Source organism: Massilia varians (genome assembly GCF_027923905.1).
Taxonomy (GTDB): Bacteria; Pseudomonadota; Gammaproteobacteria; order Burkholderiales; family Burkholderiaceae_D; genus Telluria; species Telluria varians_B.
In genome coordinates this window covers 1634721-1647005 of the sequence record NZ_AP026966.1, presented here as the reverse complement: position 1 = coordinate 1647005, position 12285 = coordinate 1634721, and the positions used below count along the sequence as shown (strand labels likewise).

The following is a 12285-nucleotide window of genomic DNA, read 5'->3' as shown; positions in this document are numbered from 1 at the left end:
CGCATTCAACACCGTCGAATCAACGGCTTGCCACGCGCGGCCACCAACTCCAGATCCCGCATGACTTTCCAGATCACCGTCCAACCCAGCGGCCACCAGTTCACCTGCGAAGCCGATGAAACCGTCCTCTCCGCCGCCATCCGCGCCGGCATCGGCCTGCCCTACGGCTGCAAGAACGGCGCCTGCGGTTCCTGCAAGGGCAAGGTCCTCGATGGCGAGCTGACCCACAAGCCGCACCAGCAGCGCGCCCTGAGCGACATCGAGAAGACCCAGGGCATGTCGCTGTTCTGCTGCGCGGTGCCGCAGCAGGACCTGGTGATCGAAGCGCGCGAGGTCGGCGGCAGTTCGGAGTACCCGGTGCGCAAGATGCCGACCCGGATCGCCTCGATCCGCCGGGCCGCGCCGGACGTCGCCATCGTCACGCTGCAGCTGCCGGCCAACGAAGCGCTGGCCTACCGCGCCGGCCAGTACATCGAATTCCTGCTCAAGGACGGCAAGCGCCGCGCCTACAGCATCGCCTGCGCGCCTTCGTTCAGCGGCCCGCTCGAGCTGCACATCCGGCACCTGCCAGGCGGCCTGTTCACCGACCACGTCTTCGGCGCCATGAAGGAGCGCGACATCCTGCGCTTCGAAGGCCCGCTCGGCACCTTCTTCCTGCGCGAAGAGTCCGACAAGCCGATCGTGCTGCTCGCTTCCGGCACCGGCTTCGCGCCGGTGAAGGCCCTGGTCGAGCACCTGATGCACCTGAAGTCGACGCGCCCGGTACGCCTGTACTGGGGCGGGCGCCGTCCCCAGGACCTGTACATGGACGAGCTGTGCCGCGCATGGGAAACCACGCTGCCGGATTTCCAGTACATCCCGGTGATCTCGGACGCGCTGCCGGAAGACGCCTGGCAGGGCCGCACCGGCTACGTGCACGCGGCCGTGATGCAGGACCTCCCCGACCTTTCCGGCCACCAGGTCTATGCCTGCGGCGCACCCATCATGGTGGAGTCGGCGCGGCGCGACTACGTGGCCCAATGCGCACTGCCGGAAGACGAGTTCTTCGCCGACGCCTTCACCAGCGAAGCGGACCTGGCGCAATAAGGAACCGCAAGGCGGCAATTCGGGCACAATGCAGGGTTAACGAGCCCAAGCATTGTCCCGAAAGCCCTTCATGTCCCTGCTGTCCCCGTCCAGCGGCCTGGCCGTCCTGCGCAACCCCAACCTCGCCTTCTACCTGTCCAGCCGCTTCCTCGGCACCCTGGCGGTGCAGATGCAGAGCGTCGCCATCGGCTGGCAGGTCTACCAGATCACCAAGAGCCTGTTCGACCTCGGCCTGATCGGGCTGGCGCAGTTCGCGCCCTTCCTAGTGCTGATCCTGTGGGCCGGGCACGTGGCCGACCGCTACAACCGCCGCAACATCGTCCTGCTGTGCATGGCCACGCAACTGCTGTGCAGCCTGCTCCTGGTGGGCTTCACGGCAAGCGCCAGCAGCATCGTGTGGCCGGTGTTCGCGATCCTGGTGCTGTTCGGCTCCGCGCGCGCCTTCATGATGCCGGCCTCGCAGGCGGTGCTGAAGAACCTGGTGCCGGATCGCGACTTCAGCCAGGCCGTGGCCCTGAGTTCCTCGACCTTCCACGTGGCCGTGATCGCCGGCCCGATCGTCGGCGGCCTGCTGTACGTCTTCGGCCCGATGACCGTGCACATGGTGGCGGCCAGCCTCTTGAGCATCGCGGTGCTGTGCATGTCGCGCACCCGTGCGGCCCGGCAGGCGCGCAGCCAGGGACCGGTCAGCTGGCATTCGCTGATGGAGGGCCTGCGCTTCGTGTGGTCGCGTCCGATCGTGCTGGGCGCGATCTCGCTCGACCTGTTCGCGGTGCTGTTCGGCGGCGCCACCGCCCTGCTGCCCGCCTATGCGCACGACGTGCTGCAGGTGGGCCCGTCCGAACTGGGCTGGCTGCGCAGCGCGCCAGGCCTGGGGGCGGCCCTGTGCTCGATCGCGCTGGCCTTCTTCCCGATTACGCGCCGCGTCGGCCTGTGGATGTTCGGCGGCGTCGCCGTGTTCGGCCTCTCCACCCTGCTGATGGGCTGGACCCGCAGCTTCCCGGTCGCCCTGGGCGCCCTGTTCCTCCTCGGCGCCGGCGACATGGTCAGCGTCTACATCCGCCACCTCCTGGTGCAGTACGAAACGCCGGACGACATCCGCGGACGCGTCAGCGCCGTCAACTCGGTGTTCATCGGCGCCTCCAACGAGCTGGGCGAATTCGAATCGGGCGTCACCGCCGGCTGGCTGGGCCTGGTGCGCGCCATCCTGCTGGGCGGCGCCGCCACGCTTGCCGTCGCCGGCCTGTGGGCGTGGCTGTTCCCGGTGCTGTCGCGGATGGACCGCTTCCCCCACCACAAGGACGACAACGGCGAAAGGATGCGCGCATGAAGCGCGAGGCGCTCAGTGTGCTGGTGGTCGAAGACCACCCGACCATCGCCCGCCAGCTGGTCGATTTCCTCGACGGCCTGGGCTGGCAGCTTGACCATGCCGCAACCGGCAGCCTGGCCGTGCGGCTGGCCACCCAGCATTCTTACGACGTGGTGCTGCTCGACCTCAACCTGCCCGACATGGACGGCCTGCAGGTCTGCCGCGCGATCAAGGCGCAGGCGCCGAGCAACGTGCCGGTGCTGATGCTGACCGCGCGCGACGCCTTCGAGGACAAGGCCCAGGGCTTTCGCGAAGGCGCCGACGACTACCTGGCCAAGCCCTTCGACCTGCGCGAGGTGGCCCTGCGCTGCGAGGCGCTGGCGCGCCGCGGGACGCTGCACCGGCAGCAGGAGATGCGGGTCGGCCCCTTGACCCTGCTGGCGCGGGAAAAGCGCGCGTTCTACGAGGACCGGCCCCTGGTCCTGACCCAGGCCGGCTTCAGCATCCTGCAGCTGCTGTGCAGGGAGCATCCGCATCCGGTGTCGCGCTCGGCCCTGGTCCAGCACCTGTGGGGCGCCAATCCCCCCGACAGCGATGCGCTCAAGTCGCACATCTACACCTTGCGCAAGACGCTGGAAGGGGCGTGCGGGCGCAGGATGCTTGCCACCATCCTGCAGCTGGGCTACCGGCTCGACCTGGAGGACTAGGACCATGCCCGGGTCGATCCGCCGCAGCCTGTTCGCCGCCCTGGCCGGCTTCACCATCCTGATCTGCCTGTGCTATACGGGCCTGGCGGTGGTGATCGCCTACGTCACCGAAGACGTGCTGGTGGAGCGCTTGCTGGAGCGCGAAGCGGCCGCCATCGAAGCGCAGGCCGCCCGCGGCGGCGGCCCGCCCCGCCCCGCCAGCGACCTGGTCACCGTTCACACCAGCCGCGACACGCTGCCGGCCGTGGTGCGGCTAGCCGCCGCGCCCGGCGACCTGCGCGCCGAGGTGTTTACCCGGACCGGCCAGCACTATCACCTGATGGTGCGCGAACTGCCCGATGGCGCGGGCACACGGCGCATGTACCTGCTGGCCGACGTCGCTCCCGTGCTGGTGGTGTCGAAGGTGGTGCAGGACGTGGGCGGGGTGCTGATCTTTGTTGCCATGGCACTGATCGGGCTGGCCCTGCTGCTGGCCTGGCTGCTGGCGCGGCGCCTGGTCCGGCCGCTGCGGCTCCTGGCGCACGAAGCCCAGGCCCTGCGTCCCGGCGGCACGGCCAGCTTCAGCGCGCGCGGACGGCCGGACGAGATCGGCATCCTCGCGGAGCGCCTGGAAACCGGGTTCAGCGCGCTGCAGGCGGCCCTGCGCCGCGAGCGCGATTTCACGCGCGACGTCGGGCACGAACTGCGCACCCCGCTCACCGTCATGAACAACACCCTGGCGCTCGCCAGCACGCGTCCGCTGGGCCTGCACGAGCTCGGGCAGTTGCAGGCCGGCGTCGACGAACTGCGCGCCACCACCGAGGTCCTGTTCGCGTTGGCGCGGGCCGAACACGTCGGGCTGGAGAACTTCGACCTGCGTGCCTGCATCGAGGCGGCGCTGCTGCGCCTGCCGGGCGCGCAGGCCTGGGACGAGGAGCGGCTGGCGCTCACGCTTCCGGAACGGCTGCAGGTACAGGGCAACCAGCACCTCGCCCACCTGCTCGTCACCAATTGCCTGGGCAATGCCTTGTTCCATGGCGGGCCGCATACCCGGCTCGCCATCGCTCATGAGAACGGGCGGCTGTTCATCGCCAATACCGTGGACGCGGCGCACGCCGGCCGGGTGCAGGGCTTCGCGCACGGGCAGAATCTCTTGCAACGGGCCGCCCGCAGCATGGGCTGGGAGATCGCGTTCCAGCCGGGCGACATGTGCTACCGGGTCGAGATCCTTCCCTTGCCCGCGCCCTGAAAAAGCCGGCGGATTTCACCGCGATTTCACCGCCTCCCCCTTAGGCTGGGTGCTCCATTCACTCGGGAGCATCCAATGAAAAAAATCCTGATCGCCCTGCTGGTCCTCTCCAGCATGTGCGGCACCGCCCTGGCCCAGAGGAGCACGCTGGTCCACAAGGAAGAAAAACGCCGCTACATCGTCTACACCCCTGCCTCCTACCATGCCGACGCGCAGCAGTCCTACCCGGTCGTGTTCAACTTCCACGGCAGCGGCATGACGATGGCCGAGCAGATGCTCTACACCGGCATGAACCGGGCCGCCGACCGCCACCGCTTCATTGTGGTCTACCCGCTGGGCATCAAGCACGACTGGAACGTCGGCTTCGACATGCCCTACCTGGGCGGCAGCGACGATGTCGGCTTCACCGAGGCCCTGCTCGAGAAACTCAAGAAGGACTACCGTGTCGACACCTCGCGGGTGTATGCGACCGGGCTGTCGCGCGGCGGCTTCTTCGCCCTGCGCCTGGCGGCCGAGCTGCCGCAGGCATTCGCCGCCGTGGCCTCGGTGGGCGGCCCGATGCCGGAACCGGTGGTCCAGCACCACACCAGGCCGGGCAAGGTCGGCGTGATGCTGATCCATGGCACGGCCGATCAGGTCGTCGCCTACGACGGCAAGGCAAGCGGCTACCTGTCGGCCATGGAAAGCCACCGCTACTGGATCAAGCGCAACGGGCTCGAGCGAGCTCCCGAACGGCTGCGCAGCTTCAATGGCGACGCCGGTGACGGGACCGAGGTCAGCTACCGCGAGCAAGGCGACGCCGGCCTGCGCGTTGCCCTGGTGACGGTGCAGGAAGGCGGCCATACCTGGCCCGGCGCCGATGCCTTCAATGTTGGCTTACCGATCGGCAAGACTACGCGGGATGTCGATGCGAACGAACTCATCTGGCAATTCTTCGCGCAGCACCGCCGCTGAGTTTCGGTTGTGGTCGGCCTTGCAACTTGCCATGCCGGCCCCACCTGTCATAACGGGACGCGGGCAAAACGCGGCCGCGGGTAAGATCAAGCCGTTATGACAACAGGAGCAAACCTATGCAAATCAATGTCAATACCGACCGCACCATTGCCAACCACCAGGGCCTGGACGAACACGTGGAATCGGTGGTCCGCAGCTCGATCGACCGTTTCGGCGACCACATCACCAGCGTCGAAGTACACCTGAGTAACGAGAACCGGCAGAAAGGCGCCGATGGCGGCAACTCGTGCATGATGGAAGCACGCGTGCGCGGCTACCAGCCGATCGTGGTGCACGAGCATTCGGACGACCTGCGCCAGTCGATCAAGAACGCCGGCGGCAAGCTGGCGCGCGCCCTCGACAGCGCCCTGGGCCGCCTGCAGGACAAGGACCGCCACGGCCACGCCGCGCCGGCAATCGATGCGCTCGCGGACAAGCACCTGACCGATTCCTAAGTGGTGCGCACGCGCGCCCTGCTCCTGGGCGCGCGCTTGTTCCTTCAATCGCTTCAGGCCGCGCCTTCCAGCATTCCCCGCAGTTCGCGCAGGTAGCGCAGGCCGGCCAGCGCGCGGCTGCCGTACCACGACATCATTTCCCCATCCACCAGGAACACCGGAATGCCGAGCTGCTTCTCGAGCGCATCCGCATGCGCCTCGGTAAACCGGTAGGGCTCGGTGGACAGCAGCACGGCGTCGAGCCCGTCCACCAGTTGCGGCGACCAGTCGAAGCGCGGGTAGCGCGCCTCCCCCAGCGCAGGCACCCTCCAGCCGATCTCGGCCAGCATGGCGGCGATATACGTGTCGTTCGACACGCTCATCCACGGGTCCTGCCAGATACAGTACAGCACGGTGCGCGGCGGCGCCGGCGGCAGCGCCCGCAAGGCCGCGTATTCCTGTTCAAAAGCGGCGCACCAGCGTTCAGCCGCCGCTTCCGCCCCGAAGATGCCGCCCATCAGGCGCGCCAGCGCCAGGTTGTCACCCGGCTTCACCGGATGGGTGACGACGATGTGCGGCACGAACTGCGCCAATGTGTCCACGGTCGGCTTTTCGTTCTCGTCGATGTTGACCACCAGGTGGGTCGGCGCCAGCTTGCGGATCTTCTCGATGTTCACGTCCTTGGTGCCGCCGATTTTCGGAATCGCCTCCACCGTCGCGCGCGGATGGATGCAAAAGCCGGTGCGGCCGACCAGCTGCCCGGCCAGGCCGAGCTCGCACAGGAGTTCGGTAATCGAAGGCACCAGCGACACGATGCGGGCACCGGGTGCGGGATGGTGTTGGTGGCCGAGCGCGTCGACCAGGTGGGCAGGATTCGTCATGGCCGCCATTTGACCACTGTTGTTTCTGGAACGCCAGCCCATGCGCCGGAGTTGCAATGAGTTATCATGCCGTAAGGTAATGACATTAACCGCCAGTTCCTTTTCCGCTCGAGCAAGCCTTGGACCCGATCGGCACCTTTGGTGCTTCCCCCTATACCACGCACGACCTGCAACTGTTCCGCGACGCCGACGATCCGGCCGTGACGGCCGCGCTCGCCCCGTGCGCGGTGATCCGGGTGGCCGCCGGCCGCCGGGTCGAGGACGGATTGCGCGCCCGCCTGTACATCGTGCTGTCGGGCACGCTGGAGGTGGCGCCGGATGCCCATAGCGGCAGCGAGGACGGCGGCGTCACGCGTGTGCTGCCCGGCGAGAGCGTGGGTGAGCAGGCCGTGCTGGACGATGCCGTCAACCTGGCCGCGATGACGGCGCTGGAAGACTGCGAACTGCTGGTCATCGAGCCGGAGCTGGTGTGGCAGTTGATCGACCGCTCGAACGTGCTCGCCCGCAACCTGCTGCGCCTGCTGTCCTTCCGGGTGCGGGCGGCCAACGCCCAGCTCAAGCGGCGCCAGAAACTGGGCGAGTTCTACCGCCAGCTCTCGCTCAACGACGGCCTGACCGGCCTGTACAACCGCGCCTGGCTGGGCGAGATGCTGCCCAAGCTGGCGATGCGCGCGCGCCAGGACGGCAGCCCGCTGTCGGTCATCATGATCGACCTCGACCACTTCAAGCGCTTCAACGACACCCACGGCCACCTGGCGGGGGATGCCGCCTTGTCGAGTGCGGCCGGCGTGATCCGCGAATCGCTGCGGCCCTCGGACTTCGCGGTGCGCTACGGCGGCGAGGAACTGATGGCGGTGCTGCCGGACACCCCGACCGCCCTGGCCGAGATGGTGGCCGAACGCCTGGCCGAGCGCCTGCGCACCACCATGGTGTTCCCGGACATGCGCCTGCCGCTGCCCCACGTCACCGGATCGTTTGGCGTGGCCAGCCTGGCGCCCGGCGACGACGAGCATGGACTGATGGCCGCGGCCGACGCGGCCTTGTATCGTGCCAAGCAGGCAGGCCGCGACCGCGTCAGCATCTAGTCACGCATCCGCGCCTTTGGCTGACGCCGCGCCGATTCTGTGCCACCATGGCGCCTGCCCGCCGCGACGGCGACACAATAAAAATACCCGAGCAATACATGAGCACGCATACCTTCCTCTGGCACGACTATGAAACCTTCGGCGCGACCCCGCGCCGCGACCGCCCGGCCCAGTTCGCCGCCATCCGTACCGATGCCGAGCTCAACGAGATCGGCGAGCCGATCATGCTGTACTGCCGGCCGGCGCCGGATTTCCTGCCCGACCCGCAGTCCTGCCTGATCACCGGCATCACTCCGCAGCACTGCCTGGAACATGGCGTGCCGGAACACGCATTCGCGCGCCAGATCGAGGCCGCCTTCAGCGAGCCCGGCACCATTGGCGTCGGCTACAACACGATCCGTTTCGACGACGAGGTCACGCGCCACCTGTTCTGGCGCAACCTGATCGACCCGTACGCGCGCGAGTGGCAGAACGGCTGCGGCCGCTGGGACCTGCTGGACGTGGTGCGCATGACCCACGCGCTGCGTCCGGACGGCATCGAATGGCCGCGCAAGGAAGACGGCAAGCCGAGCTTCCGCCTGGAAGACCTGACCAAAGCCAACGGCCTGGTGCACGATGCGGCCCACGATGCGCTGTCGGACGTGCGCGCCACCATCGCCCTCGCCCGCCTCATCAGGAGCAAGCAGCCCAAGCTGTTCGACTTCTGTCTGGAACTGCGCCGCAAGGAGCGCGTGGCCGCCGAGATGGGCCTGCACCTCGACCCGGGCCAGCGCCAGCCCTTCCTGCACGTGTCCGGCATGTTCCCGGTCGAACACGGCTGCCTGGGCCTGGTCTGGCCGCTGGCCCAGCATCCGACCAACAAGAACGAGATCCTGGTCTGGGACTGCCGCCACGATCCGTCCGAGCTGTTCGAGCTCGACGTCGAGACGATCCGCACCCGCCTGTTCACCCGCAGCGCCGAGATGCCGGAAGGGATGACGCGCCTGCCGATCAAGAGCGTGCACCTGAACAAGTCGCCGATGCTGGTCGGGAACCTCAAGACCCTGCAGCCCGCCATGGCGGCGCGCTGGAACATCGACGTCGAGCAGGCGCGCGCGCATGCGGCGCTGGCTGCGGGCGGTCGCAACATGAGCGCGATCTGGGCCGAGGTGTTCAAGAAGCCGGCGCCGGATGGCGTGATCGACGTCGACGAGGACTTGTACGGCGGTTTCGTGGGCAACGGCGACCGCCGCAAGCTGGAGTCGCTGCGCCAGGAACAACCCGCGGCGCTGGCCGCCATGCGGCCCTCGTTCGAGGACGAGCGCCTCGGCGAGCTGTTCTTCCGCTACCGGGCGCGCAACTTCCCCGACACCCTGTCGGAAGACGAAAGCGAGCTGTGGGAAGCGCACCGGGCAGCGCGGCTGTTCGAGGGCGCGGCCGGGGCGCGCACGGTCGACCAGCTGTTCATGGAGATCGATGCGCTGTCCGAGCATGCGGACGAGCGCGCGGAGGACATCCTCGGCGCGCTGTACGACTATGCGGAGACGATCGCGCCGAGCAGGTATTGAGGCCGGGCGCCTCCTTGACGCGCCTCCTTAGCGCGCCGCGTTGATCGCGTCGCGCGTCTCCATCGCGACGCGCCTTGCGGCGGCGGCGAAATCTTCTCCCGCCTGCGGCGCCGCATACAGGATCGCGCGCGACGAATTGATCATCATCCCGGTACCGTTCGCGCTACGCCCTGCCCGCACGGTCGCGTCCACGTCCCCACCCTGCGCGCCCACGCCCGGAATCAGGAGCGGCATGTCGCCCACCAGCGCGCGCACCTGCGCGATCTCTTCCGGGAAAGTCGCCCCCACCACCAGCGCCAGCTGGCCATTGCGGTTCCATTTCTCGGCCACCAGCTGGGCCACGTGCTGGTACAGCGGACGCCCGCCCACGTCCAGGAACTGCAGGTCCGAGCCGCCCGCATTCGAGGTGCGGCACAGCACGATCACGCCGCGGTCGGCCCATTCCAGGTAAGGCTCGACCGAATCGAAGCCCATGTAGGGGCTGACCGTGACGGCGTCGGCGCCGTAGCGCTCGAAGGCTTCGCGCGCGTACTGGTGCGCGGTGGCGCCGATGTCGCCGCGTTTGGCGTCGAGCACCAGCGGAATGTGCGGATAGCGCTCGCGCAGGTAGCGGCAGATTTCTTCCAGCTGGGCTTCGGCCCCGAGCGCCGCGAAATAGGCGATCTGCGGCTTGAAGGCGCAGGCCAGGTCGGCGGTGGCGTCGATGATCGCCTTGCAGAACTGCACAATGGCGTCCGGCTGCCCTTGCAGCTGTGCCGGGAAGCGCGCCAGGTCCGGGTCCAGCCCGACGCACAGCAGGGAATCGTTGCGGGTCCATGCTGCGGAAAGTTTGTCGATGAATGTCATCCGGGCCTCTTGTCTGTCAGTGATTGCGAACCCAATATTGTACCGTCACCCATGCGACCGGGGCTGCGACGGGCCGCGATGCCGGAAAATGCGCCAAAATATCTTTACATCATGTATATTTTAACCATTCGACAATAGCCATGGAACGAACATGACATCCACTCTCTTCTCACGCTGGACCCGAACCCTGGCAGTGGCCGTCCTCACCGGCACGCTGCTGTCCGGCTGCGGCTACAATGAGTTCCAGACCAAGGACGAGGCCACCATTGCGGCCTGGGGCGAAGTGGTCAACCAGTACCAGCGCCGCGCCGACCTGATCCCGAACCTGGTCAACACCGTCAAGGGCTATGCCTCGCACGAGCGCGAGACGCTCGAGGCCGTCACCCGGGCCCGCGCCGCCGCGACCAGCTTCCAGATCACGCCGGAAGTCCTGAACGACCCGGCCGCATTCAACAAGTTCCAGCAGGTGCAGGGCGAGCTGTCCGGCGCATTGTCGCGCCTGATGGCCGTGTCCGAGAAATACCCGGACCTGAAGGCCGACACCCAGTTCCGCGACCTGCAGTCGCAGCTCGAAGGCACCGAGAACCGCATCACGGTCGCACGCCAGCGCTATATCGCCTCGGTGCAGGACTATAACGTCACCGTGCGCAAGTTCCCGACCAACCTGACCGCGATGATGTTCGGCTACGAGACCAAGCCCTCGTTCACGGTCGAGAACGAAAAGGCGATCTCGACAGCGCCGACGGTCGACTTCGGTAAGTAATCGATGCGAATTGGATGCAGCTTCCTGCGTAACCTGAGGGTCCTGCTGCTGGCCTGCATGCTGGCAGCGGGCCTGGCCACGCCGGCGTTCGCCCAGCTCAAGCCGGTGCCCGCGCTGACCGGGCGCGTGGTCGACGAAGCCGGCATGCTCGACGCCGCCCAGCGCGAGCGCTTGAGCGCGGTGCTGGCCGACTACGAGGCGCGCACCGGGAGCCAGATCGCGGTGCTGCTGGTCAAATCGACTGAGCCGGAGGCGATCGAGCAGTTCAGCATCCGCGTCACCGACGCCTGGAAACTGGGCCGCAAGGGCATCGACGACGGCGTGCTCCTGATGGTGGCGCGTGATAATCCGAGTTCGCTGCGTCGGCTGCGCATCGAGGCCGGGCGCGGCGTGCAGGGCGTGCTGACGGATGCGCAGTCAAAACGCATCCTGCAAGACGTGATCGCCCCACACTTCCGCCAGAACCATTACTACGAGGGCTTGGTGGCCGGCGTCGGCGCCATCGCCACGCTGCTGAACAAGGAAAGCTTCCCTGCCCCGGCACAGCAGCAAGTCCCGCAGCGTCAAGTGCAGGTCGACACCGGCGGCGGGTTTTCGCTGTTCGGCATCATCCCTCTCCTGATCGGCTTTTTCGTGCTGCGTTCGATCTTCCGTCCGCGCCGCAGCCGGCTCTCGCCGCACCACTGGGGCCGTCGTAGCAGCGGCCTGGGCGATGTCGCGACCGGCATCATTCTCGGCAACATCATGAGCGGCATGGGACGCGGCGGCGGTTTCGGTGGCGGTGGCGGTGGCGGCGGATTCGGCGGCGGCGGATTCTCCGGCGGCGGGGGCAGCTTCGACGGCGGCGGCGCCTCGGGAGACTGGTGATGGGATTCAAGCAACGCATCGGGCGCGCCTGGCGCCACCTGCGCAGCAGCAGCGGCGAGGCCAAGCGCGCCTTCCCGGAAACCACGCTCAGCGCGATCAGCGAGGCGATTACCGCCGGCGAGCAGACCCACCGCGGTGAAGTCCGGCTGATCGTGGAAAAAGGCCTGCCCTTCGAGGACGCCTGGGACGGCGTGAGCAACCGCCAGCGCGCACTGGCCCTGTTCGCCGACTACGGCGTGTGGGATACCGAGGACAATTGCGGCGTGCTCATCTACATCAACCTGGCCGAGCACAAGGTCGACATCGTGGCCGACCGCGGCATCGACCGGAGAATCGACAGCGCCACCTGGCAGACGGTATGCCGCACCATGACGGAGGGCTTCAGCCAGGGCCGCTTCCACGACGCGACTCTGGCCGCCATCGGGCAGGTCAACGAACTGCTGCGCCAGCATTTCCCGGCCAACGGCAGCCGCGCCAACGAGTTGCCGGACAAGCCACTGATGCTCTGATGCAGCGCTGCCGGCGATGGCAGCGCAGGC

Annotated in this window: 13 protein-coding genes; 11 read left to right on the top strand and 2 right to left on the bottom strand. The window is 67.6% G+C overall.

What is annotated here, in order from left to right; all coding sequences use genetic code 11:
- The first annotated feature begins 60 nt into the window (after positions 1-60).
- From MasN3_RS07540 to MasN3_RS07515, 6 genes are all read left to right on the top strand, one after another.
- Positions 61-1086, top strand: coding sequence for a CDP-6-deoxy-delta-3,4-glucoseen reductase (locus MasN3_RS07540; protein WP_281913331.1), 1026 nt, complete (start codon positions 61-63; stop codon positions 1084-1086).
- A gap of 70 nt (positions 1087-1156) precedes the next feature.
- A complete protein-coding gene (locus MasN3_RS07535) occupies positions 1157-2416 on the top strand; it encodes an MFS transporter (RefSeq protein ID WP_281913330.1) in 1260 nt (419 codons plus the stop codon).
- Positions 2413-3102 carry a response regulator transcription factor gene (locus MasN3_RS07530; protein WP_281913329.1) on the top strand — a complete coding sequence of 230 codons (690 nt, stop codon included), beginning with the start codon at positions 2413-2415 and terminating at the stop codon, positions 3100-3102. Before MasN3_RS07535 ends, MasN3_RS07530 begins: the two co-directional genes overlap by 4 nt.
- A gap of 4 nt (positions 3103-3106) precedes the next feature.
- Positions 3107-4330: a sensor histidine kinase gene (locus MasN3_RS07525; protein WP_281913328.1), complete on the top strand. Its 1224-nt coding sequence runs from the start codon at positions 3107-3109 to the stop codon at positions 4328-4330.
- A 75-nt stretch (positions 4331-4405) separates the two neighbouring features.
- Positions 4406-5284, top strand: a complete 879-nt coding sequence (locus MasN3_RS07520) for an extracellular catalytic domain type 1 short-chain-length polyhydroxyalkanoate depolymerase (RefSeq protein ID WP_281913327.1) — start codon at positions 4406-4408, stop codon at positions 5282-5284.
- Positions 5285-5400: 116 nt separating this feature from the next.
- Positions 5401-5778 (top strand): HPF/RaiA family ribosome-associated protein, encoded by a 378-nt coding sequence (locus MasN3_RS07515; RefSeq protein ID WP_281913326.1) that lies wholly within the window; start codon positions 5401-5403, stop codon positions 5776-5778.
- 53 nt (positions 5779-5831) lie between these two features.
- Here MasN3_RS07515 and MasN3_RS07510 read toward each other — a convergent pair whose 3' ends face one another.
- Entirely contained in the window at positions 5832-6638 is an 807-nt protein-coding gene (locus MasN3_RS07510; protein WP_281913324.1) for a helical backbone metal receptor, read from the bottom strand.
- A gap of 119 nt (positions 6639-6757) precedes the next feature.
- Here MasN3_RS07510 and MasN3_RS07505 point away from each other — a divergent pair, with 119 nt between their 5' ends.
- Complete coding sequence (locus tag MasN3_RS07505) at positions 6758-7723, top strand: GGDEF domain-containing protein (protein ID WP_281913323.1); 966 nt, start codon at positions 6758-6760, stop codon at positions 7721-7723.
- A 98-nt stretch (positions 7724-7821) separates the two neighbouring features.
- Positions 7822-9270: an exodeoxyribonuclease I gene (sbcB, locus tag MasN3_RS07500; RefSeq protein WP_281913321.1), complete on the top strand. Its 1449-nt coding sequence runs from the start codon at positions 7822-7824 to the stop codon at positions 9268-9270.
- Positions 9271-9297: 27 nt separating this feature from the next.
- Here sbcB and pyrF read toward each other — a convergent pair whose 3' ends face one another.
- A complete protein-coding gene (gene pyrF / locus MasN3_RS07495) occupies positions 9298-10116 on the bottom strand; it encodes an orotidine-5'-phosphate decarboxylase (RefSeq protein ID WP_281913320.1) in 819 nt (272 codons plus the stop codon).
- Positions 10117-10267: 151 nt separating this feature from the next.
- On the opposite strand from pyrF, the gene MasN3_RS07490 reads away from it, so the two are divergent.
- The 3 genes from MasN3_RS07490 to MasN3_RS07480 are packed head-to-tail and all read left to right on the top strand — an operon-like array spanning position 10268 to position 12255.
- Positions 10268-10879: a LemA family protein gene (locus MasN3_RS07490; RefSeq protein WP_281913318.1), complete on the top strand. Its 612-nt coding sequence runs from the start codon at positions 10268-10270 to the stop codon at positions 10877-10879.
- A gap of 3 nt (positions 10880-10882) precedes the next feature.
- Positions 10883-11746 (top strand): TPM domain-containing protein, encoded by an 864-nt coding sequence (locus MasN3_RS07485; protein WP_370662333.1) that lies wholly within the window; start codon positions 10883-10885, stop codon positions 11744-11746.
- Positions 11746-12255, top strand: a complete 510-nt coding sequence (locus MasN3_RS07480) for a TPM domain-containing protein (protein WP_281913316.1) — start codon at positions 11746-11748, stop codon at positions 12253-12255. Before MasN3_RS07485 ends, MasN3_RS07480 begins: the two co-directional genes overlap by 1 nt.
- The last annotated feature ends 30 nt before the right edge of the window (positions 12256-12285 follow it).